The organism is Ruegeria atlantica, assembly GCF_013033965.1.
Lineage (GTDB): Bacteria > Pseudomonadota > Alphaproteobacteria > Rhodobacterales > Rhodobacteraceae > Ruegeria > Ruegeria atlantica_D.
This window is the reverse complement of sequence record NZ_WQFE01000001.1, coordinates 320,038-343,438: the sequence shown is the minus strand read 5'-3', so window position 1 is coordinate 343,438 and position 23,401 is coordinate 320,038. Positions and strand designations below refer to the sequence as shown.

At 57.7% G+C, this 23,401-nt stretch carries 19 protein-coding genes and 1 tRNA gene; 8 read left to right on the top strand and 12 right to left on the bottom strand.

Translation table 11 applies throughout. The annotated features are described in order from the left end of the window. Positions 1 to 144 precede the first annotated feature (144 nt). The 6 genes from GOW16_RS01725 to GOW16_RS01700 all read right to left on the bottom strand — a co-directional run bounded on the left by GOW16_RS01725 (position 145) and on the right by GOW16_RS01700 (position 6,171). The gene (locus GOW16_RS01725; protein WP_170409631.1) at positions 145 to 1,140 is read right to left on the bottom strand and encodes an ABC transporter ATP-binding protein; all 996 of its coding nucleotides are present in this window, start codon (positions 1,138 to 1,140) and stop codon (positions 145 to 147) included. Continuing rightward, complete coding sequence (locus tag GOW16_RS01720; protein ID WP_170409629.1) at positions 1,137 to 2,171, bottom strand: Gfo/Idh/MocA family protein; 1,035 nt, start codon at positions 2,169 to 2,171, stop codon at positions 1,137 to 1,139. Before GOW16_RS01720 ends, GOW16_RS01725 begins: the two co-directional genes overlap by 4 nt. After that, on the bottom strand, positions 2,168 to 3,007 hold the full coding sequence (locus tag GOW16_RS01715) for a carbohydrate ABC transporter permease (protein ID WP_170409627.1): 840 nt from the start codon (positions 3,005 to 3,007) through the stop codon (positions 2,168 to 2,170). Before GOW16_RS01715 ends, GOW16_RS01720 begins: the two co-directional genes overlap by 4 nt. 10 nt (positions 3,008 to 3,017) lie before the next feature. After that, complete coding sequence (locus GOW16_RS01710) at positions 3,018 to 3,932, bottom strand: carbohydrate ABC transporter permease (RefSeq protein ID WP_170409625.1); 915 nt, start codon at positions 3,930 to 3,932, stop codon at positions 3,018 to 3,020. A 72-nt stretch (positions 3,933 to 4,004) separates the two neighbouring features. After that, positions 4,005 to 5,258, bottom strand: coding sequence for an ABC transporter substrate-binding protein (locus tag GOW16_RS01705; RefSeq protein ID WP_170409623.1), 1,254 nt, complete (start codon positions 5,256 to 5,258; stop codon positions 4,005 to 4,007). A 25-nt stretch (positions 5,259 to 5,283) separates the two neighbouring features. Then, positions 5,284 to 6,171 (bottom strand): N-acetylmuramic acid 6-phosphate etherase, encoded by an 888-nt coding sequence (locus GOW16_RS01700; protein WP_170409622.1) that lies wholly within the window; start codon positions 6,169 to 6,171, stop codon positions 5,284 to 5,286. Between the two features lie 169 nt (positions 6,172 to 6,340). Here GOW16_RS01700 and GOW16_RS01695 point away from each other — a divergent pair, with 169 nt between their 5' ends. The 8 genes from GOW16_RS01695 (at position 6,341) to GOW16_RS01660 (ending at position 15,273) form a co-directional block, all read left to right on the top strand. Next, positions 6,341 to 7,207, top strand: a complete 867-nt coding sequence (locus GOW16_RS01695; protein WP_170409621.1) for a BadF/BadG/BcrA/BcrD ATPase family protein — start codon at positions 6,341 to 6,343, stop codon at positions 7,205 to 7,207. After that, the gene (locus GOW16_RS01690; protein ID WP_170409620.1) at positions 7,204 to 7,953 is read left to right on the top strand and encodes a GntR family transcriptional regulator; all 750 of its coding nucleotides are present in this window, start codon (positions 7,204 to 7,206) and stop codon (positions 7,951 to 7,953) included. The genes GOW16_RS01695 and GOW16_RS01690 overlap by 4 nt, the downstream gene beginning before the upstream one ends. A 19-nt stretch (positions 7,954 to 7,972) precedes the next feature. Next, positions 7,973 to 9,001 carry an SIS domain-containing protein gene (locus GOW16_RS01685; protein WP_170409619.1) on the top strand — a complete coding sequence of 343 codons (1,029 nt, stop codon included), beginning with the start codon at positions 7,973 to 7,975 and terminating at the stop codon, positions 8,999 to 9,001. After that, positions 8,998 to 10,134 carry an N-acetylglucosamine-6-phosphate deacetylase gene (nagA, locus tag GOW16_RS01680; RefSeq protein ID WP_170409618.1) on the top strand — a complete coding sequence of 379 codons (1,137 nt, stop codon included), beginning with the start codon at positions 8,998 to 9,000 and terminating at the stop codon, positions 10,132 to 10,134. Before GOW16_RS01685 ends, nagA begins: the two co-directional genes overlap by 4 nt. Before the next feature lie 136 nt (positions 10,135 to 10,270). Further along, positions 10,271 to 10,345: transfer RNA gene (locus tag GOW16_RS01675), tRNA-Gly, on the top strand. A gap of 127 nt (positions 10,346 to 10,472) precedes the next feature. Beyond that, positions 10,473 to 12,293, top strand: a complete 1,821-nt coding sequence (locus GOW16_RS01670; RefSeq protein WP_170409617.1) for an ABC transporter transmembrane domain-containing protein — start codon at positions 10,473 to 10,475, stop codon at positions 12,291 to 12,293. A gap of 154 nt (positions 12,294 to 12,447) precedes the next feature. Further along, positions 12,448 to 14,337: an acyl-CoA synthetase gene (locus GOW16_RS01665; RefSeq protein WP_170409616.1), complete on the top strand. Its 1,890-nt coding sequence runs from the start codon at positions 12,448 to 12,450 to the stop codon at positions 14,335 to 14,337. A 12-nt stretch (positions 14,338 to 14,349) separates the two neighbouring features. Next, positions 14,350 to 15,273, top strand: a complete 924-nt coding sequence (locus tag GOW16_RS01660) for an alpha/beta hydrolase (protein WP_170409615.1) — start codon at positions 14,350 to 14,352, stop codon at positions 15,271 to 15,273. A gap of 4 nt (positions 15,274 to 15,277) precedes the next feature. On the opposite strand, the gene GOW16_RS01655 is transcribed toward GOW16_RS01660, so the two are convergent. The 6 genes from GOW16_RS01655 to GOW16_RS01630 all read right to left on the bottom strand — a co-directional run bounded on the left by GOW16_RS01655 (position 15,278) and on the right by GOW16_RS01630 (position 23,393). Next, entirely contained in the window at positions 15,278 to 16,114 is an 837-nt protein-coding gene (locus GOW16_RS01655) for an alkaline phosphatase family protein (RefSeq protein WP_170409613.1), read from the bottom strand. A gap of 150 nt (positions 16,115 to 16,264) precedes the next feature. Continuing rightward, complete coding sequence (locus GOW16_RS01650) at positions 16,265 to 17,905, bottom strand: ABC transporter ATP-binding protein (RefSeq protein ID WP_170409611.1); 1,641 nt, start codon at positions 17,903 to 17,905, stop codon at positions 16,265 to 16,267. After that, complete coding sequence (locus tag GOW16_RS01645) at positions 17,902 to 18,717, bottom strand: ABC transporter permease (protein ID WP_170410520.1); 816 nt, start codon at positions 18,715 to 18,717, stop codon at positions 17,902 to 17,904. Before GOW16_RS01645 ends, GOW16_RS01650 begins: the two co-directional genes overlap by 4 nt. After that, positions 18,717 to 19,673, bottom strand: coding sequence for an ABC transporter permease (locus GOW16_RS01640; protein WP_170409610.1), 957 nt, complete (start codon positions 19,671 to 19,673; stop codon positions 18,717 to 18,719). The genes GOW16_RS01645 and GOW16_RS01640 overlap by 1 nt, the downstream gene beginning before the upstream one ends. 14 nt (positions 19,674 to 19,687) lie before the next feature. Next, a complete protein-coding gene (locus tag GOW16_RS01635) occupies positions 19,688 to 21,274 on the bottom strand; it encodes an ABC transporter substrate-binding protein (RefSeq protein ID WP_170409608.1) in 1,587 nt (528 codons plus the stop codon). Between the two features lie 124 nt (positions 21,275 to 21,398). Continuing rightward, on the bottom strand, positions 21,399 to 23,393 hold the full coding sequence (locus GOW16_RS01630; protein ID WP_170409606.1) for a CocE/NonD family hydrolase: 1,995 nt from the start codon (positions 23,391 to 23,393) through the stop codon (positions 21,399 to 21,401). Between the last annotated feature and the right edge of the window lie 8 nt (positions 23,394 to 23,401).

Below are 23,401 nucleotides of genomic sequence, written 5' to 3'. Positions count from 1 at the left end.
ATTAATGACGTCACTTAATCCGGCAGGAAACATAAAAAACCAGTCGGCTGGCAAATGGATGTCAAAGCAATCTGCCAGCTGTGCATGTATTATTGGTGTTGTGCTTTGTCGGGATCATGTTGAGTGATCCCGACAACATACGAATTAGGTCAGCCGTTGCCCAGCTTCGTCAAAGCGGTAGGCTTTTTCCGAAGCATATCCGAATCGCAATTCCTGGCCTTCCGCGATCGCGTGCTGACCAAACAAACGCGCTGTCACGTCGTGGTCCTGAACTTTGGCAATGACGTTCGTATCTCCGCCCAGTTTTTCCACATGGCTGACACGCGCGGCAAGCGGACCGTCATCCGACAGAAACAGGTCTTCGGGGCGAATTCCAATCGTATTCTGGCCGCTTTCCTGAAGCAGCGCTTCGGGTAGGAAGTTCATGGACGGTGACCCCAGGAACCCGGCGACAAACTGATTGGCGGGGTTGTTGTACAGCTCCATCGGGCTGCCGATCTGTTCAACGCGACCATCGCGCAGCACGACGATCTTGTCGGCCAGCGTCATCGCCTCGGTCTGGTCATGGGTCACATAAATCATCGACGCATCCAGTGCCCGGTGCAGGTTGGCAATCTCGATCCGCGTATTCATCCGGAGGGCTGCGTCCAGATTGGACAGCGGCTCATCAAACAGGAACAGTTTCGGTTCACGAACGATAGCGCGCCCGATTGCAACCCGCTGGCGTTGACCGCCAGACAGTTCGGACGGGTAGCGGTCCAGATAGGGTTCAAGGTTCAACATGCGGCTGGCATTGGCCACACGCTCTTCGATCACCGATTTGGGCTGCTTTTCCTGCTTCAACGCAAGTGTCATGTTTCCACGTACGCTGAGATGTGGGTAGAGCGCATAGCTTTGGAACACCATCGCAATCCCGCGCTTGGAGGGCGGCACCAGATTGACCTGCTGCCCGCCAATGTTGATATCGCCGGACGATGCATCCTCAAGCCCTGCAATCACGCGCAGCAGGGTGGATTTGCCACAGCCCGAGGGGCCGACAAAGACGACGAATTCGCCCTCTTCCACTTCCAGTGTGATGTCTTTCAAGACATGTACGTTGCCAAAGGATTTGTTGACATTTTTCAGGGTCAGGGCGGTCATGATGCGGGCTCCTCAAGGGAAACGGGCTGGCCGGTTCGGATGCTTTGATCCGCAGCCAGACAAATGGCAAGCGATTGGACAGCGTCATTCATGTGACGGGTCAGGTCGATGTCTTCAGCGATGGCGCGCAGCATGTAAGCCTGTTCAGCATCGCAGAGTTCCTGATGGCCGGGTTCGTCCGGCATATCGATAGAGTGGTCGCCCTGTGGCGTGTGGATAAGCAGGCCGCCGACTTTGGTATGGCCGTCGATGTCGGCAGACGCGCCCTTGTTCCCATCGGTGATCGAGACCGACCCGTTGGGCGACACGATATCTTTCACGAAGAACGCGGTTTCCGACATCATCGGGCCCCATCCGGCCTCGTACCAGCCGACTGAGCCGTCGCCAAAGACCACCTGAAACTGGCCGTAATTGTACATATCCGGCGCAATCTCATCCGACAGCCGCAGACCCATTCCGTGGACCCGGACAGGTTGCGCGTCTGTAATCTGACACATGACGTCGACATAGTGCACACCACAATCGACGATGGGTGAGGTGGTCTGCATCAGTGCCTTATGCGTTTCCCATTCCGCGCCTGTCGATTGCTGGTTCAGGTTCAGACGGAACACGTAAGGTCCACCCAGATTGCGCGCCTCGTCGATCAACCGTATCCACGACGGGTGGTGGCGTAGGATATAGCCGACCACCAGTTTGCGGTTCAGCTTGGTCGCGGTTTCGACCACACGCCGCGCGTCGGCCACGTTGGTCGCGAGCGGTTTTTCAACAAACACATGCACGCCAGCCTCCATGGCCGCACAGGCGTAATCCGCGTGGCTATCAGAGTAAGTGGCGACCACGACCAGATCGGGTTTGGTTTCTTCCAGCGCCGCGGTGAAATCTGAGTAAGCCGGGTAATCCGAAAGATCTGGATGATCCATACGTCCAGACCGGTTTACCAAACCAACGATCTGCGCGTCGGGGTGGTGATGGTGGGCCAATGCGTGGCTCAGCCCCATGTTGCCGAGGCCTGCTATCAGAACGCGGGTCATTTGACTGCTCCGGAGGTGATGCCGCGGATCAGCTGACGAGAGAAGATGACGTACAGGATCAGAACAGGCAGGATCGCCATCGACAGAGCCGACAGGACCGCGTTCCAGTCTGTCACGAACTGACCGATGAAAACCTGGCTGCCCAGTGTGAGCGTTTTGGTTTCTTCGGCTGGGGCCAGGATCAACGGGAACCACAGATCGTTCCAGATCGGGATCATGTTGAATACGGCCACCGTTGCCATTGCCGGGCGAACGAGCGGCAGAACAAGGCGGAAGAAGATTGTGTATTCGGATAGCCCGTCAATGCGCCCGGCATTCTTCAGGTCATCGCTGACCTGCCGCATGAATTCCGACAGGATAAACACCGCCAACGGTAATCCCTGCGCCGTATAAACCAGGATCAGCGCCCAAAGCGTATTCACCAGCCCAGTCGCAACCATCATCTCAAGGATGGCGACAGTGCCGATGCGGATGGGGATCATGATCCCTAGCGCAAGGTACAAGCCCATGACCAGATTGCCTTTGAACTGGTATTCCGACAGCGCATAAGCAGCCATCGCACCGAACAGCAGGACAAAGAAAAGCGACGCGACAGTAACGATCATCGAGTTCTGGAAGTAGAGGAAGAAATCCCCCTGCTTCATCACCGTCTCATAACCGATCATCGAGAAGCTGTCTGCGTTGGGCAGGGCCAGTGGCTCGCGAAAGATTGCGCGGCGGGACTTGAAGCTGTTGATCAGGATTACAAAGATCGGGAACAGGGCGATCAGCGTGTACAGGATCAGCGCGCCGTGCATCGCGATCATGTTGAGGGGGTTATGACGTGCTTTGTTCATCTCTGGGCCCTCACAGTTGATACCGGCGCATCCGGGTCTGGATGCCGAACAGATAGATGCAGACGCCAACAAGGATGATGGCGAACATCGCCCCGGCGATTGCCGACCCCATATGTGGGTCACCCAGTTGCAGTTGGAAGCCGAAGAATGTGCGGTACATGAAAGTACCCAGAATATCGGTCGAGAAGTCCGGCCCGGCTAGCGCGCCCTGCGCGGCATAGATCAGGTCGAATGCGTTGAAGTTGCCCACGAAAGTCAGGATCGAGATGATCCCGATCGAAGGCAGGATCAGCGGCAACTTGATCTTCCAGAAGGCCGAGGCGCCGGTAATCCCGTCAATCTCGCCCGCCTCAAGGATTTCTTCCGGGATGGTCAACAAGGCAGCATAGATCAGCATCATCGGGATCCCGACAAACTGCCAGACAGAGATCAACGCCAGTGTCGTCAGCGCGTATTCCTCTTTCCCAAGCCACGGCGCGAACAGCGACTTGAGGCCTATCGCGTCGAGCATGGACGGCGCAATGCCCCAGATCGGCGACAGGATCAGCTTCCAGGCGAATCCGACGATCACAAAACTTAGGATCGTAGGGATGAAGATCGCCGATCGGTACAGCGCCGCAAATCGCAGGCGCGGGTGGCTGAGCAGGGCGGCCAGAGCAATCCCGATGGGGTTCTGCACCAGCATGTGGATCAGGAAAAACCAGAAGTTGTTACCTAAGGCGTTCCAGAACTGTTCGGACCAGATCGGATCAAAGAACAGGGTTTGAAAATTCTGCAACCCGACGAAGACGCGGCTTTGGTCGATTTCCGTGTAAAGCGCCAGTCGCAGCGTGTTGAACAGCGGGAAGATCATGACCGCCGTGTAAACGAGAACGGCCGGTGCAAGAAACACAACGATATGCCAGCGGAAGCGGGGGCGGTTCATGAGACTGCTTTCAAAGGGGTGTGGGGGTTACCCAGGCGATGGTGACCGCCTGGGTATGTTTCGGTTCAGAGGTTACTGGTGCGGTGCGTACCAGGAGGACAGACCTTTCTGCAGGTCTGCGCCCAATTCCTCGGGCGTGCTGGCACCCTTGATGGCGGCAACGGATGCGCCCCAGGTCTCGTTCTCAAGGTTCGGCGTACCGCGCGACAGGATCTGGTAGGTCGAGCGGATGGTCGACTCACACTCGTCGCGCCATCCCACAAATTCCTTGGCCAAGGGGTCCTGCAGCTCGACCGGAGTTTTGGACAGTGGGAAGAAACCCGGAACGGCGTTTCCGAAGATTTCAGCGAATTCAGGGCTTGCGACCCAGGTCAGGAAGGTTTTGGCCGCTTCCGGATGCTCGCTGGCGGCATTCATGCCGATGCCGATGTCCGTGTGGTCAGAGATATAGCAAGTGTCGCCCGCGTTTTTGACCGGTGGCTTGAATGCACCCATTTCGAAGTCGGCTTGTGTGTTAAACCCTGCAATCTCCCACGAACCGGCAGGATAGATCGCAGCACGGCCTAGCGTGAAGATGTTCTGGCTGTCGGGATAGGTCTGCGCCTCGTACCCGTCGCCCAGATACTGTCCCCAGCGTGCCAGTGTGGCGTATGGGGCGGTCCACGGCTCGTCTGTCAGTTTCTGTTCACCTGCGATAAGGGCCTGACGACCTTCTTCACCTTTCCAATAGTTCGGGCCGATATTGTTGTACCCCATCGTGGCTGCTTCCCACTGATCGTTGGTGCCCATCGCCATCGGGATGTAAGTGCCGTCTTCTTTGATTTTATCCAGCGCGGCAAAGAACTCGTCTTCGGTGGTCGGCACTTCGATGCCCAACTCGGCAAACGCATCTTTGTTGTAGATGAAGCCGTGGATCACCGACGCCATAGGAACGCAGAAACTGGCCGAGCCGTCATCCGTCTGCCATGCCGATTTTGCCACGTCCGAGAAGTTGCTCATCGCGTCGACCGAGGACAGGTCGGTCAGGTGGCCGGCCTCATATAGGGCCAGAGACGCGTCGAAGGGGCGGCAGGTGATCAGGTCGCCCGCGGAACCTGCGTCCAACTTGGAATTCAGAACCGCATTGTATTCTGCCGGGGCAGACGGGGTAAATTGCAGTTTGATACCAGGGTGTTTGGCTTCGAACGCGGGAATGATCTGTTCCTGCCAAAGCGTCAGGTCGTCATTGCGCCAGCTTTCGATAACAAGCGTTACGTCCTCGGCATAAGCGGTTGACGCCATAAGGGTCGTGCCCAGTAGCGCCAGTTTCAGGCTATTGCGTTTCATTGTTCTTCTCCCAGTTGGTTAGCAGTCAAATTTCTTGTTCCAGCGTGGACTTCAATACTCCGCCGCTTGCGTTCAAAGTGGCCATGGCGTCCGTCGGTGACATACCGCGCGCCGCGATCAGCACTGCTGGTTTCACGTCCCCGTTTGCAGCGTCCAATGCTTGCTTTGCCGTTTCCGCATCGACTTCGGCGATCCGCGCAACGATCCCGGTGGCTCGGGCGCGCAGTTTGTCATTGTCGGCGCGCAGATTGACCATCATGCCACCGTGAATGTGACCCAGTTGCAGCGCCATGAGCGACGACAGCATGTTGAGTGCGATTTTCTGGGCCGTTCCTGCACCCATCCGCGTTGAACCGGAAACCAGTTCCGGCGGCGTCGCCAGTAGAATTGGGATGTCAGCACCTTCAAGCAAAGGGCTGCCTGCATTGTTGGCGATGCCGATAACGGTTGCGCCATGTGATCGGGCGATGTTGCAGGCGATCATGGTGTAGCGGGTCGAGCCGCTTGCGGACACCGCGATGATCGTATCAGTCGGTTGCAGCGTCGAAAGTGCGTCCTCAAGCCCGTCGGCTTCGTCCTCTGCGCCGCCGGGCATTTCCACGCCAGTGGGCAGGCCGCCGGCCATATGTATGCAAAGCTGGTCTGAGGGGATTGAGAAGGTGCCGCCCAGTTCTTGTGCGTCGGCGGCGGCCATCAACCCGGATGAGCCGGCGGCCACATAATGTAACGTGCCGCCCGCTCGGATGGACTGTGCCATGGCGGCGGCGCCACGCGCAATTGCAGCCAACGCGCCCCGCGCCGAGGTCGCGGCGGCAATCTGGCCCTCGACCAGTGCCCGAGCAGAGGCGACAAGGTCCTGTGGGTCCAGCTTGTTGGCATCTGGATGCAGTTGTTCGGTCGGTGGCAGCGTCAAAAGAATCCCCCTTTGCGGTTACCAATACAATACCTATTCAATACCACTTGTCCATAATTTTATTTTTCTAATAGGAATCAACGTTTTTCGGCAGAATTTGGAAAAAAGCTGTCGAAATTGGTCTATTTTTACCTTCCTTAATCGAAATAGGTATTATAATGGTATTGTCATGACTGAGTCTCTGAACAATGCTGTATTGGCTATAGACGGTGGTGGAACCCGATGTCGGGTTGCTTGTGAAGCAGCTGGTATTGTCCATTCTGTTGAGACCGGGGCTGCCAACGTCTCGACCGATTTCGAAGCTTCGATCCTTCAGATGAAATCAGGGATCACGCAGATGGCGCAAATGCTGGCTGTGGATGTTCAGGGCCTGACTCGTCTGCCCGCTTTTGTGGGATTGGCCGGTGTCACAGATGACCGTATCGCCGGTCGTGTGCAAAGCGCCCTGGGCTTGACGCGGGCGCGCGTTTCAGATGACCGACCTGCCGCGCTTCGTGGTGCGCTTGGGTCGCAGGATGGGCTGATCGCGCATTGCGGAACCGGGTCCTTTATTGCTTCTCAGAAAGACCGGATGATGCGGTTTGCCGGGGGGTGGGGGCCAGTATTAGGGGATGAGGCGTCCGCACAATGGGTTGGTCGCTTTGCGTTGGCAGAAGCATTGAATTCCGTGGATGGCGTTCAGGCCTCAAGCGATCTGACGCAGCAGTTGCTGGACGAACTTAGCGGCGCCGCCGGTATAGTCGAATTTGCCGGACGGGCGACACCAACAGAGTTTGGTGCGTTGGCTCCTTTGGTGACCACCGCCGCAACTTCCGGAGACGTGGTCGCCAAGAAAATCATGCAAGCCGGTGCCAAATACATCTCCGAAATGGCAGCAGGTCTCGGATGGCAGCCGGATGTGGCGATATGCCTGACCGGCGGAATCTCCCCGTACTATGCGGACTATCTGCCCGCAGACATGCAATCTGAAATACGCCCTCCATCCGGCGAACCGTTGACCGGAGCGCTGGCCCTGGCGAAGGAGGTTCCCGCATGAGCATCGCTGAGTTTCTGCGCTCTGATCTTTGGCTGACCCCGGAAAATGGCCCTCGCTACGTACAATTGCGGCGCAGGTTGCAAGAGGGGATCGATACGGGCGTTCTTGCGCCGAATTCATCGCTGCCATCGGAACGAGAGCTTGTGGAAATCACGGAATTGTCCCGCGTGACCGTGCGCAAGGCGATTCAGGAGCTGGTGCAGGAAGGCATAATCGAACAGAGGCAAGGATCAGGGTCCTTCATCCGGGAACGTGTCCCAAGGGTCGAACAATCGCTGAAGCACCTGACTTCGTTCACCGAGGACATGTCGAGTCGGGGAATGGAGACGACGTCAAAGTGGTTGGAGCGTGGAGTATTTGCGCCAACCCCGGAAGAAGTCACCGCCCTGAATCTGGCAGAAGGTGAGCAGATCTCCCGCATTTATCGTCTGCGCGAAGCGGATGGGCGGCCCTTGGCGCTGGAACGTGCAGCACTTCCGCTGGATATTCTGCCGAATCCGATCGAAGTCACCACGTCACTGTATGAAGTGCTAGAAGGTCTGGGTCGCCGCCCGGTGCGCGCGCTGCAAAAGATATCGGCGCTGAATCTTGCCGCGCGAGAGGCCGAACTGCTGGAAGTTCCTGAAGGTGCGGCGGGGCTGAACATCGAGCGTATCTCATTTTTGAAAAACGGGCGAGTCGCGGAAATGACGCGGTCGCTCTATCGCGGCGACGCTTATGATTTTGTCGCAGAATTGCGCCTTTAGCCGGAAGGACCGGGAACAAATGTCCGAAAAGAACTCAAAAATGCGTCAGGAAATTCTGGAGATCCCTGATGCCGTCGACCGATTGCTCAGTGCGGGGTCTGAGAATATCCAGAAAACCGCACAAACCGTGAGGGAGACGGATCCGCGGTTTTTGATTTCGGTCGCAAGAGGATCATCCGACCACGCCTGCAGCTACCTGAAGTATGCCAGCGAATTGTTGTTGGGGTTGCCGGTAGCCTCAGTAGGCCCGTCCGTCAGTTCGATTTACGGTGTAGACCTCAGGGCAAAAGGATCGGTTTGCCTGTCCATCTCACAATCCGGCCAAAGCCCGGATATTGTTGGTCTGACAAGTTCGCTGCGAAACTCAGGTGCCATGACGATTGCCGCGACCAACAACTCGGAATCGCGCTTGGCCGATGTGGCGGATGCGGTTCTGCCGTTGCATGCTGGCCCGGAGCTGAGCGTTGCGGCAACCAAGACGTTTGTGACCTCGCTGGTGTCCGGCCTGTGGCTGTTGGCCGAGGTCAAAGAGGATGCTGAACTCATTCGGGCGATCCAATCCTTGCCTGAATACCTGGCCCGGGCGGCTCAATGCGATTGGTCTGCGGCCGCCGAGACAATCACTGGGCGTTCGCTGTTTACGCTTGGCCGGGGGCCTTCTTATGCGATCTCCGACGAAGCCGCTCTGAAGATCAAGGAAACCTGCCAAATCCACGCCGAAAGCTACTCTGCGGCCGAGGTGCTGCACGGCCCTGTTTCAATTGTCGAAGAAGGGTTTCCCGTGATTTCCTTTGCGGCCAATGATGCAGCCGAACAGGCGACAGCCGATGCCGCCGATGCGTTGGCCGGAAAAGGGGCTGCGGTCTTTGCGACGACTACCAAGGTTTCGCGTGCGCACGCTCTACCAGTGGTACGTACGGATCACTGGATCACGGACCCAATAACGGCGATTACGTCTTTTTACAGCATGGTAGAGGCCGTCGCCAGCGCACGCGGGATTGACCCGGACGCGCCTCGGCACCTGAAGAAAGTGACTGAGACGGTATGACAGAGCGCGAGGTGATCTTTCGAAACGGGCAGATTTTTGACGGCAACCGGCTGATGCAAGACCACGCGATCGTGTTTCGCGATGGGTGTTCTGGTGATATTGTGCCCGAGGCCGAGGTGGCCCGCAATAAAGACAGTTTCGATCTGAATGGTGATATCCTCAGCCCCGGTTACGTGGATCTGCAGGTCAATGGTGGCGATGGGATTATGTTCAACGATGACCCGTCGGTCGAAACGATCCGCAGAATTGCCAGTGCCCATCGCAGTTTGGGTGTGGCGTCGCTGTTGCCTACGCTGATTACCGACGGGCCCAGCAAGACCCGTGCAGCAATAGGCGCGACGATTGCGGCGGTCCGCGCGCAGGTGCCGGGTGTTGCCGGATTGCATTTGGAAGGACCACATCTGTCGGTTGCTCGGAAAGGGGCCCACGACGCAAACCTGATACGGCCGATGGAAGCGGCGGATCTGGACGAGTTGATTGCTGCCGCTGATGCACTGCCTTGCCTCAAGGTAACTGTTGCACCCGAGGGTGTGTCCGAACAGCAGGTCCGCGCCATGAGTGACGCCGGCATCCTTGTATCCTTGGGGCACAGCGATGCGGACTTTGCAGCGTGCCAGAAATATGCCGCCGCTGGTGCGCGATGTGTAACTCACCTTTTCAATGCGATGAGCCAGCTGGGCAATCGTGAACCGGGTCTTGTTGGCGCGGCGTTGGCAAACGGAACACTATCTGCCGGGCTGATCGCCGACGGTGTACATGTGCACCCCGCGGCCATGCGCGCGGCTTGGGCCGCGAAATCCGGGCCTGGCCAGATCTTTCTGGTCAGTGATGCGATGGCCGTAGCAGGGAGCGATCAAACCGAGTTTACCCTCGAGGGCCGCAGAATCACACGAACCGACGGCAGGTTGACGCTGGCAGATGGTACGCTGGCCGGGGCGGATTTGGACCTGACCACTGCAATTGGCGTGCTGGTCAACCAAGTTGGCGTGCCATTGCAGGACGCGCTGACAGCGGCCACTTCATATCCGGCTCAGATGATCGGATTGGCCAGTCCGGCGGCCCTTGAATACAGTTCAATGATCCGGATTTCTGCCGATTTCGACCATTGCGAATGGTTGCCAGAGCTAGGTTGAGCTTTTCTTTTACGGATTGAATGACTGTCTGCAGGTCGTGGTTTTTCGCCTGACAAATTTTGCCGATGAATTTGAATTCTGTCTTAGAACGGCGCTTGACGGCATCTGGCGCATCGCTTAAACCGACCAACGCTGAGCGGGCGTCGTATACTGGCTATTACCTCAGCCTTCCAAGCTGATGAAGCGGGTTCGATTCCCGCCGCCCGCTCCAAATCAGCTCCGAAATTCTGCGTCAAATGGCCCTTTTGTGAAGGGTTACATATAGTGGTTCTTGACCCGGCTTGCCGTGGCGGCCAAGAAGCGAACACTTTAGTGTGAATATGACGTAAGGGCCAAAAATGGCGAATTCTGCCTCAGCCACTCCCAAGGGCAAACCTGCGCCTGGTGCCACGGAAGAGCGTGCGGGATCGCGGAAAATTGGTGTTCTGTCGTCTCTTTGGCCATTCATGAAGCCATATCGCGCCCTGATGATCGGCGCGGGCTTGGCGCTGGTGCTGACCGCCAGCATGACGCTGACCCTGCCGCTTGCGGTGCGGCGTGTCGTCGACAATTTCCGCATTGAAGACGGTGAACTGCTGGATTGGTACTTTCTGGCCGCGCTGGGCATTGCCGCGGTTCTGGCCGTGGGAACAGGTATCCGTTATGCGCTGGTGACCCGGTTAGGGGAACGGGTCGTGGCCGATATCCGTAAGGCCGTTTTCGATCGCGTTATCGGGATGAGTCCCGAGTTTTACGAGCGCATCATGACCGGTGAGGTCCTGAGCCGCATCACCACGGACACGACCCTGATCCAGTCGGTACTGGGGTCGTCTGTGTCTATCGCTTTGCGTAACATGTTGTTGTTCGCGGGTGGCTTGGTTCTGATGCTTCTGACCTCGGCCAAGCTAACGGGATTGGTGATGCTACTGATCCCGGTGGTTGTGGTGCCAATTCTGGTGTTGGGGCGTCGATTGCGGGTCCTCAGCCGCGAAAACCAGGACTGGATCGCGGCCTCATCCGGCAACGCAGGCGAAGCGCTGAGCGCAGTTCAGACGGTTCAGGCCTTTACGCATGAACAAGCCAGTCGAAAGCAATTCGGCGATATGACCGAAACCTCTTATGTTGTTTCGTTGCGCCGTATCCAGACACGCGCTGTGATGACGGTTATCGTAATCTTCCTCGTATTCTCGGGCATTGTGGGCGTGCTGTGGATGGGGGCCAATGACGTGCGCAACGGTGTGATGACCGAGGGCGTGCTGATCCAGTTCGTGATTTATTCGATCATCATGGCCGGCTCTGTCGCGGCCCTGTCCGAGATTTGGAGCGAGCTGCAACGCGCCGCCGGTGCTACCGAGCGTCTGGTGGAGTTGTTGAACGCACAAGACACGGTGACTGATCCGGCCAAGTCAGCATCACTCCGGACCCCTGTCCGGGGTGAGATCCGTTTTGAGGATGTGACCTTCCACTATCCGGCCCGCCCGGATGTCGTGGCGTTGGACCATCTGACCCTGTCGATTCAACCGGGTGAAACAGTGGCTTTCGTTGGCCCATCGGGGGCAGGTAAAACAACTGTCATCCAGATGATCCAGCGGTTCTACGATCCGGATGCAGGTCATGTCAGTCTGGATGGCGTTGACCTGTGTGACCTCGACCGGTCCGACTTTCGGCAACACATGGCGTTGGTGCCCCAAGACCCGATTATCTTTGCGGCCTCGGCCCGTGAAAACATCCGGTTCGGTCGCCTTGATGCGACGGATGCCGAGGTTGAAGCGGCTGCCAGGGCGGCGGCTGCGCATGAGTTCATCTCGAAACTGCCCGAGGGCTATGACAGCTTTGTCGGGGAACGCGGCGTGATGCTGTCGGGTGGCCAGAAGCAACGGATCGCCATTGCCCGCGCAATCCTGCGCGACGCTCCGGTTCTGCTGCTGGACGAGGCGACTTCGGCATTGGATGCCGAAAGCGAACGCGCAGTTCAGGGCGCGGTTGACCAGATGCGCGCAGGGCGCACCACGCTGATCGTTGCCCACCGACTTGCGACCGTCAAAAAGGCGGATCGGATTGTTGTGATGGAAGCCGGTCAGATCGTGGCACAAGGTACGCATGAGGATCTGGTCGATCAGGATGGGCTGTACGCGCGTCTGGCACGTCTGCAATTCACCGACGGCGTTGCGGCAGAATAGCCTGACGTCGGGGAAGTCAATTTTGCGTCGCTGCGTAATTCTACAAATTTGGGCGCGGCCCCTCTAACCCGTCGCTTGCACCTGCGTGGTTTTGCTTCCATCTTGTCATGGAAAAAGCCGCGCAAGACGTGGGAGAAGAACAGGGAGGAGCCACATGGCATTTGTGGGTTTGGAAGACAAGGCGAGGATCGAGCAGGAAATGTCGTGGGAGGATCGGGACGTTCCGGTCACGTTCCATCAGTTGCTGTCGCGCACGGCAGGCAAATTTCCGAATAGTAACGCTGTAAGCTTTCAGCTCATGTCTGGCCCGACGGACAAGGCCGAGACGCTGACGTGGTCGCAATTATTGGGCAAGGTCAATCAGGCTGCAAATCTCTTCCGATCGTTAGGGGTAGGTGAGAAAGACGTGGTGGCATATGTGCTGCCCAACTGTAACGAAACGCTGGTCACAATGATGGGTGGCGCGGTTGCAGGGATCGTGAACCCGATCAACCCGCTGCTAGAGCCCGAGCAGATCGCCGCAATCCTGCGCGAAACCGGCGCCAAAGTCGTTGTGACGCTGAAATCCTTCCCCAAGACGGATGTGGCGCAGAAGGTTGAAGAGGCGGTGCGCCATGCGCCTAACGTCAAAACCATTCTCGAGATTGACCTCAACCGCTATCTGACGCCGCCGAAATCCTGGCTGGTACCATTCCTGCGCCCAAAGATGGGGGACAAGGAAAAGCTGGCCCATGCGGATTACAAGAACTTCAACAAGGAACTGGCCAAGCAGCCGACGACTCTGACCTTCGAAGACAGCAAAGAAGATCGCGTTGCCTGTTATTTCCACACTGGCGGTACGACTGGCATGCCCAAGGTGGCACAGCACAAGTATTCAGGTCTGATCTACAACGGTTGGCTGGGAAACACCCTGCTGTTTTCCGAAGAAGATGTGATCATGTGCCCGCTGCCCATGTTCCACGTTTTTGCCGTGCATGTGATCATGATGGCTGCGGTCTCGTCCGGCGCGCATGTGGTCTTCCCGACGCCCGCGGGATATCGCGGCGACGGTGTGTTCGACAATTTCTGGAAGCTGATCGAACGCTGGAAGGTGACGTTTATCATCACCGTTCCAACCGCAATTGCGGCCAAGATGCAGCGCCCCGTGGATGCGGATATCTCGACCGTCAAAACAGCGTTCTCAGGCTCGGCCCCGTTGCCGGTCGAACTGTTCCGTCGCTTTGAAGAGGCGACAGGTGTGACTATCGTGGAAGGTTATGGCCTGACCGAAGCCACCTGTCTGGTGTCCTGCAATCCGGTGGACGGGGAAAAGAAAATCGGCTCGATCGGTATTCCGTTCCCCTATACGGATGTGAAAATCCTGCAGGATGGTCCGGATGGACCAAAGGAATGCGCCGTGGATGAAATCGGTGAGATTTGCATTTCGAACCCCGGTGTCTTTGCTGGCAATACCTATACCGAGGCGGACAAGAACGTAGATCTGTACCACTTCGACAAATACCTGCGCACAGGCGATCTGGGACGCTTTGACGGGGATGGCTACCTTTGGATCACCGGTCGTGCCAAGGACCTGATCATCCGCGGCGGGCACAACATAGACCCGGCTGAGATCGAAGAAGCCCTGCTTGGCCACGATGCTGTCGCCTTTGCCGGTGCCATTGGCCAGCCTGATGCCTATTCGGGCGAGGTGCCCTGCGCATTCGTCGAACTGGTCGATGGGGCCTCGGTCTCCGAGAAAGAACTGATGGATTATTGCAACGTCCATGTTCACGAACGCGCGGCGCAACCAAAGCACATGACCATTTTGGACGAATTGCCCAAAACCGCCGTCGGCAAGGTCTTTAAGCCTGAGCTCCGCAAACAGGCAATCACGCGTATCTATAACGGCGCACTGGAAGAGGCGGGTCTTGAGGCACGGGTCGTTTCGGTCATCGACGATAAAAAACGCGGGCTCGTAGCACAGCTTGACGCGAAGGGCTCCTCAGAGGACGATGTCAGCAAAGTGCTGGGATCGTTCACCCGGCCGTGGGAGTGGGCTGCCTGACCGGGAGAGAGCATGGATTATGAACGTCTGATTGATGAAGATACCTGGGCGTTCATAAAACGAACGGCTGAAAGCTATCCCGATGATGCGGTCGACCTGTCGATCGAAGATCAGCGCCGTGTGTATGACGCGATGTGTCGGGACTTTCGCCAACCCCGCCCGCAAGGGGTCGAAACACAGGACAGGCAGGCCGATGGCGTGCCTGTCCGCGTATACACTGCGGGCCAACCCACACGAACCGTCATCTATTTCCATGGAGGTGGCTTTGTTGTCGGTGGTTTGGACAGTCACGATGACGTCTGCGCCGAGATTTGCGCGCAGACTGGGTATCGGGTCGTAGCCGTTGACTACCGCCTGTGCCCCGAACATGTACATCCTGCACAGTTTCAGGACAGTTGGACCGCGACGAATTGGGCGATGCAGGAGTTCGGCGATCCCATCGTGCTTGCCGGTGACAGTGCCGGTGGCAACCTGGCGGCAGCGGTTGCCCAATATGGGCGAGGGCGGTTGGAGAATGTGCTGGGGCAGGTCCTGATCTACCCGGGTTTGGGTGGCGACAGCACGAAGGGGTCGTATATCGAACACGCCCACGCCCCGCTTTTGACACTGGACGAAATCCAATTCTACGAAAAGGTGCGCTGTGGAGGTGAGACCCCTCAAGATGATCCGACATTTGGACCACTGCATGACGCCGATTTCTCGGGCCTGCCACCGACAGTAGTTGTAACTGCAGATTGCGACCCGCTGCGCGATGACGGGGCGAGCTATTGCGAAAAGATCACCGCCGCCGGAGGGCAGGCGCATTCGATCAATGAGCCCGGCCTCGTTCACGGCTATCTGCGCGCACGAACTTCTGTGAAACGCGCGGCAGATAGTTTCGAGCGGATATCGGTCGCGATTGAAGCGTTGGGCCAGCAGATCTGGCCCTACGATTAATCCCTTACTTCAGGAAAGACGCGGCTTTCATCGTTTCGGCGACAGGCGCCCCCATGCGGCTCAGGATCGTGGGCGCTAGCTGAAGCTGGTCGATCACCGTGTCGACCTCGGGGCCTTCGGCGTCACCAAAGTAATACAGCGCGGTTTCCTGTTGCAGTGGGCTGCGCCCGCCGTGGTGCCCCCGCTCATCCTGCCCGTGATCAGCGGTCACAATCACGTCGTACCCCAGTTGCCGCCAACGCGGGATGAAAGGTGCCAACATCTCGTCAGCTACGAAGCAAGCGTGGTCCATCTCTTCGCAATCGTGGTAAAAACGGTGTCCCATACTGTCCAGAGTACAGGCATGCAGCAGGCCGTAGTCCAGCCCATGACGCAGGCATAGATTGGTCAGAGTGGCATAGAGATCTACGTCAGACGGGGTCATCTGATTGGCTTTGCCGTAGCCGGTCATGGTGTGGAACCGGCCGTGGTTGATCGTCTTGCTCTCGGGCTCATCATATTCGATGTCGCGGACGTAATCGAATGGATGGCGGTTGAAGAATTGTGACCAATAGCTGTGGGTCACTGCTCCGGTTACCCCTCCAGCCTCACGGACCTGGCTGAAAATGTCCTTATGGCTCAGGCGAAAGACGTTGCCATTGCCGGTACAGCCGTGTTCCTGCGGAGTCACACCTGTATGGATCGAGGCATAGCAACTGGCCGAAGTCGATGGCAGCACAGCGCGCAGTTTCCAGACCCGTGCCTCGCCGCTGTCGACCCAACCCTCGAGATTGCCAAACAAGCGCCGGAAATTGCGCCACGGAACTCCGTCCAGGATAATAAGGAGTAGTTTGCGGTCCATGTCATTGGCCTTTTGACTAGATTTTTCAGGTGAGCCTAGGGGATTCGCGGTCAGGGGTCTGCCCATTCGCGCCCCCAATAGCAAAATCCCGACACCTGTCTTTGAACAAGGCGCCGGGATTTCGATTTTTGCAGAACTGTCGCACGGCGATCAGTTGCCTGCACTCTCCATTTTACGGTGTGCAACAACCTCTTCCAGCCAACCCAGATGCATCTCAGGGACCGAGCTGAGCAGCAGATCGGTATAGTCGTCGAATGGCGGGCTAAGCACCTCGCTTTTCGAACCATAGCGAACCACGCGGCCCTGATACATCACTGCGATGCTGTCGCTGATCGCACGCACCGTTGCCAGATCGTGAGTGATGAACAGGTAAGCCACATCCTCAATCTTTTGCAGGTCCAGCAGCAGTTTCAGAATGCCGTCCGCAACCAGTGGATCCAGAGCCGAGGTGACCTCATCACAGATGATCATCTTGGGCTTGGCCGCCAGCGACCGCGCGATACAGACACGCTGTTTCTGACCGCCCGACAGCTCGGCCGGATAGCGGTCGATGAACTTCTCGCCCAACTCGATCTCATCCAGCAGCTCAATGATCCGCTTGCGCTTTTCGGCACCACGCATGTTGAAGTAGAACTCCAGCGGTCGCCCGATGATCGTTCCGACGGTCTGGCGTGGGTTCATTGCCACGTCAGCCATCTGATAGATCATCTGCAGCTCGCGCAGGTCTTCGCGTGTACGCCCCTTGAGATCCGGTGACAGTTTGCGCCCGTTAAAGGTGATCTCACCATCGCGAGGCGGCAACAGGCCTGTGATCACACGTGCCAGCGTCGACTTACCCGAACCGGATTCACCCACAACCGCCAGCGTCTGCCCCGGATGAAGCTCGACATTGACGTTGTGCAGCACGTCGAAGTTCAATCCCTTGTAGCGTGCGGTGATACCATCGACGCTCAACACCGCATCAGGTGTGGGCTTTTTCTCTTCGTGCTCGATGGAACGCACTGAGACGAGCGCCTTGGTGTAATCCTCTTGCGGGTTGTTGATGATCTGATCGGTACTGCCGTATTCGACCGTATTGCCCATCCGCAAGACCATGATGTCATCGCTGACCTGAGCGACAACGGCGAGATCGTGCGTGATGTAAAGCGCAGCAACGCCGGTGTCGGCAATAGCCTCTTTGATGGCCATCAGAACGTCGATCTGCGTGGTCACGTCCAGCGCCGTGGTGGGCTCGTCAAACACCACCAGATCGGGTTCAGGGCACAGGGCCAAAGCGGTCATGCAGCGTTGCAGCTGACCACCCGAAACCTGGTGCGGGTAGCGGTCGCCGATATTGTCCGGATCTGGCAGACCCAGCTTGGCGAAAAGTTCCCGCGCGCGGCCCTCGGCCTCTTTCCGGCTGAACTTTTTCTGTTCGACCGCGGCCTCAACCACCTGATCCATGATCTTCTTGGCAGGGTTGAAGGATGCGGCAGCGGACTGAGACACGTAAGTGACCTCACCCCCGCGCAATTTGCGGATATCACCCAAAGAGGTCTTGAGGATATCGCGCCCGTTCACCCAGACTTCGCCGCCGGTGATTTTCACGCCGCCACGGCCATAGGCCATCGACGCCAGACCAATGGTGGATTTACCGGCCCCGGATTCGCCGATCAGACCCAGCACCTTGCCGCGCTCGAGATCGAAATCGACCCCATGCACGATCTCGATGTCATGGGGCTTTTCGCCCGGCGGATAGACAGTCGCGCCAATCTTGAGGCCACGGACCTTGAGAAGGATATCGTCGCTCATCCCCGGCCTCCTTTCAGCGATGTGGTACGGTTCAGAACCCAGTCAGCCACAAGGTTGACCGAAATGGCGAGCGTCGCGATGGCCACAGCGGGGTAGAGCGCAGCGCCGATGCCATAGACGATCCCATCCTTGTTCTCTTTCACGATGCCGCCCCAGTCTGCCAGCGGCGGCTGAACGCCAAGACCCAGGAACGACAGGGTCGAGATGAACAGAACCATGAAGATGAATCGCAAGCCGAACTCAGCCACCAGAGGTGACAAGGCATTCGGCAGGATTTCCCGGAAGATGATCCAGCGTCGGCCTTCACCGCGCAGTTTGGCGGCTTCGACATAGTCCATCACATTGATGTCCACGGCGACCGACCGCGACAGTCGGTAAGGACGCGTGGCGTCCAGCAGACCCATCACAAGGATCAGAATCGGAACGGTCACCGGAACAATCGCCAGAATGACCAGCGCCAGAATCAGTGTCGGGATCGACATGACCAGATCAACCATCCGGCTGAGCGCCTGATCAGCCCAACCACCCATAACCGCGGCCAAAAGGCCCAGCGAGGTGCCGGTGACAAAGCTGAGGATTGTAGCTGCGGCAGCGATAAAGATGGTCGTGCGACCACCGTAGATCATGCGTGTCAGCAGATCGCGCCCGATATTGTCCGTGCCCAGCAAATGCTCGGCGCTTGACGGTTCCCACACATCACCGACCACTTCGGCCATTCCGTAGGGGGCGATAAGTGGTGCTGCAAAGGCAATGAAGAAGTACAGCCCGGTAAAAAACAGACCGATGGCGGCCGAAATAGGAATATTCTTCATCATTTCGGATGCCTCAGTCTTGGGTTGGCGAGGATGGATACAATATCGGCCACCATATTGAGCCCGATATAGACCGCAGCAAAGACGACACCGCAGGCCAGAACGACCGGCACGTCACGCTTGGTCACCGAATCCACCAGGTATTGCCCCATGCCGGGATAGACGAACACCACCTCGACAACGACGACACCCACGACCAGATAGGCCAGGTTCAGCATTACGACGTTAACAATTGGGGAAATTGCGTTGGGAAAGGCATGGCGTGCAATGACCTGAAAATTCGAAAGGCCTTTCAGTTCGGCTGTTTCGATATAGGCCGACTGCATCAGGTTCAGGATCGCGGCGCGTGTCATTCGCATCATCTGCGCCAGAACCACCAGTGTCAGAACGAAAGCCGGCAACGCGATTGCATTGAGCTTTTGCCCGAAGGACATTGTCTCGTTGATCATCGCGAGTGAAGAAAACCAGCCCAGTTTCACAGAGATGAAGTAGATCACCACGTAACCGATCAGGAATTCCGGGATCGAAACGGTTGTCAGGGTGATGGCAGAGATCAGTTTGTCGGGCCAGCGATTGCGGTACCGGACGGCCAGAAGGCCTAGAAAAATAGCAAGCGGAACGGATACGACGGCCGCAGCGCAAGCCAGGAACAGGGTGTTGCCCAAACGTTTGCCGATGCTTTCAGCAATGTCGAGCTTGTTGGTCAATGACTGACCCAGATCGCCCTGCACGATGCCTCCCAACCATTCGAAATAGCGGGTCAATGCGGGACGGTTGAGGCCCATTTCTTCGCGCAGGTTTGCCAGCGCTTCGGGGGTTGCGGATTGGCCAAGGACCGCTTGCGCAGCGTCCCCGGGCAGGGCTTCGGTGAGGCCGAAAATCAGAGCCGATGCACCGAAGAGAAGCAGGATTCCCAGCGCAAAGCGCTGGGAAACCAGTTTGACGATGGGATGCATTATCCGTGGCCCTATCAGGAGAACCACATTTTGCGCGAAACTTGACCGTTCATCATCTCTTGGGTCGGGTCGCTTTCCCAACCTTCGAGTTGATTGGTGACGCCTTCGACAAAGTCGTTGAACATCGGGCAGATCAGGCCGCCCTGGTCGCGGACCATCACACCCATTTTGCTGTAGATGTCCTTGCGCTTGTCGTTGTCCAGTTCGGCACGTGCCGCGAACAGCATCTCATCGAACTCCGGCACCTTGAAACGCGTGTCGTTCCAGTCGGCAGTCGACAGATACGCGGTTGCGTACATCTGGTCCTGCACCGGACGGCCACCCCAGTAGGAGGCGCAGAAGGGCTGAACATTCCAGACCTCGGACCAGTAACCATCGTTGGGCTCGCGCTTGATCTCCAGCGGGATACCTGCCTGAGCGGCGGTTTGCTGGAACAGGGCTGCTGCATCCACGGCACCCGGGAAGGCACCATCTGCAACGCGCATGATGATCGGGGACCCGTCATGGCCCGATTTCTTGTAATGCTCGGCAGCCTTTTCAAGGCTGAACTCGCGCTGCGGGATCGAACCGTCGAACAGCGGGTATGCCGCGTTGACAGGCATATCGTTTCCGACGGTGCCGTAGCCACGCAGAACCTTGTCGACCAGTTCCTGACGGTTGATGGCATGCTTCAGCGCAAGACGCAGTTCGTTGTTGTCGAACGGAGCTGTGTCGCAGTGCATGATGAACACATAGTGCCCACGGCCCGCAGTTGAATGGACGGTCAGATTCGGAGCGCGACCCAGCAGGTCCGCAACCTTGGGTTCAACGCGGTTGACGGCGTGGACTTGACCCGATTGCAGTGCAGCCGTACGCGCGGTCGCATCGTTGATGACGATCACTTCGACGCTGTCGAAGTTGCCGAAATCCGGGTTCCAGTGGTTGGCGAACTTCTTGAATACGTGGCGCACGCCCGGTTCATCGACTTCGACCTGATAAGGGCCGGTACCGATGCCTGCAGCAGGGTTGTCCATACCGCCGTCCGGCTGAACGATCAGGTGATAGTCGGCCATCAGGAAGGGCAGGTCAGCATTCGGCTCGGTCAGGGTGACCTGAAAATTGTCTCCGTCAGCCTTCATCGACTCGATGCCCTTCATGATGCCCAGGGCACCGGATTTCGAGTCTTCGTTCGAGTGGCGTTCCATGGTCTTCAACACGTCTTCGCTGGTCATGGTTTTGCCGTTGTGGAATTCCACGCCCTGACGCAGCTTGAAGGTCCACACCTTGGCATCAGCGCTGCCTTCGACGCTTTCGGCCAAACGGGGTTCGATCGAACCATCTGGCGCGACTTCGACCAGAGTGTCACCGAACTGTCTGCCGTTCTGGAAAGGTACCGAGCTGGCATAGGTCGCCGGGTCCAGCGAGTCGGTGGAGTTTCCGCCCTGCAAACCAAACTTCAGATCGCCGCCCTTTTTCGGCCCGGCGGCACGCGCAGCATCTGCGAACATTGTGCTGGCCATCGCTGCCGACACACCCAGAGCGGCCGCTTTCCCCATGAATTCGCGGCGGGTGAGCTTGCCCGCAGTGACCTGACCGGCCATGTGAGTGAGTTGTTCGTTCATTTAGTGGTCTCCCAGTTGATTGGATTACAGCCCTTCTCGGGCTTTTTATTGACGCATGAGTCAAGTTAGGCGTATTTCGGTCTGCCGAGCAAGGACAAATGTCCGGCTTTTGCACGTCAGAGTATCACATCTGGTTGCGTAAAACGGTATCCTCTGTCTGCTTGGAAAACACCAGGTTTTCGTTTTCAAAGGCGCATATTTGCGCTTTGAGGAAAAAGTTCTCCCGATCGGACCACATCTCGCAGGAAGTTTCGGTGCGCAGGTCGATTCCGTCTCGGCTGATCTCCTGCGTCCAACGGCAATACCCCCGGGCTGTCAGTGGGTCGTCGGGATGGATTGACCAGCGTTCATATGCTGTCCCGCCATGTGTCAGGCCGTGGTGATTGTCGGTCACGCGGCCAAAGTCGTCTTCGATGATCAACCGGGTTTCGCCTGAGTTCATGTCTATTTCTACTCGGCGGGAGTTGCTGCTGTCCCGTAATGTTGTGACATCAAGCGGGGTTTCCGAGTCCGGTGGTTGAAACACGTGTTCGTCACCGCCTGATGTAGGCCGGTTCGGGATTGCAATCTCACCGCCCGTCAGATGCAGTTGCACAGGTTCGGGGGAGGGCCAGATCAGCGGCCAGTACGCGCTTGATACGGCAACTCGCAAACGATGCCCCTTAGGAATGCGATAGGCGATGTGATCTAGGTCCAGTGAGATTTGGTAAGACGTTCCGGGTGTCAGCGGTGTTGGTTCTGCGTGGCTTTCACGGTGTGAAAGGTTCAGAACGCCATAGGTGATCCGGGTCGATGCGCCATCCGGGTGGATGTGATTTAACCGGACTGCAATCTGAGCCTGTGGTCGGTCGGCGCTGACGGTCAACCGAATGCGTGGCGCGCCAACGATATCCAGATCTTCGGACAAAGGCGCCCCATCGAAACAGGCGGACAGTGCGTCGTCGGCGCGTTGGTCGCCGGGCATGTCAGGCCCCAGCCAAATCGCGCAGTATTCGCCACCATCCATGCCGCAGGTCATCGGGGAGTTCACGCGCCGGTCCAGAGATCCGGTTCGGCCCAACCCATCGTCGGACAGCTTCAGCGTCAGGTTCTCCAAATGCGAGGCCGCGCCGGTCTGCTCAGTGATCCAGCGTCCCGGCCGTTCGGAGTACCATCGCTGCGGGCGAACGCCGTCCATCAGGTACGCCCGATAATCGGGGTCGGTTTCAATCCCGGTGTCCAACCCCTTCAGCCAATGATCCCACCAGCGCAGCGCCTCTTGCAGAAAACCGATCCGTGGTTCCGGTACAGCGAAATGTGGGTATTTGTGCACCCACGGCCCCACGATCCCCTTGACCGGGGCGCTAAGCTGTTCAACCAGCAGTGGCACAGTGTTCTTGTATGCATCGCCCCAGCCACCAACAGCCAAGGTTGCCGCGTGGATCGCGCTGAAATCCTCGCAGACAGAGCCATGCTGCCAATAACCATCGCGGGTCTGATGGCGCAGCCAGACCGAGGGTAGGAACGGTTGGTTCTCCAGACGCTCGAGCCATAGCTCACGCCAGTTCGGACGCAATGCCGGGTCGGGTGCGCGGGATGAGTAAGACCACATGGTCGCGCCCCAGCCCAGGTTTTCGTTCAGCAGGCACCCGCCCTTGTAGTGAATGTCATCAGCGTACCTGTCGGCAGTTGAGCACAGGGTAATGATTGCTTTCAAAGGGGCAGGCTGCAGGGCTGCGACCTGCAGAGCGTTGAACCCACCCCAGCTGATTCCCATCATCCCAACTGCGCCTGAACACCACGGTTGATCCGCGAGCCACTGGATTGTGGAAACGGCATCATCCAGCTCTTGCTGGGTGTACTCGTCTTCCATCAACCCTTCGCTGTCTCCATTGCCGCGCATGTCCACACGAATGCAGGCATAGCCGCGTTTGGCAAACCAAGGATGGGTCAGGGCATCACGCGTCGCCGTACCGTCGCGTTTTCGGTAGGGCAGGAATTCCAGAATGGCCGGAACGGGGGTGCTGTCTGCGTCTATCGGACGCCAGACGCGCGCTGACAGACGACACCCGTCGGGCATCACTATGCCGACATCCGGTAAGTCTTCGATATCGCATAGCGAATTGGGCGAGCGCGTCATTGTGAAAG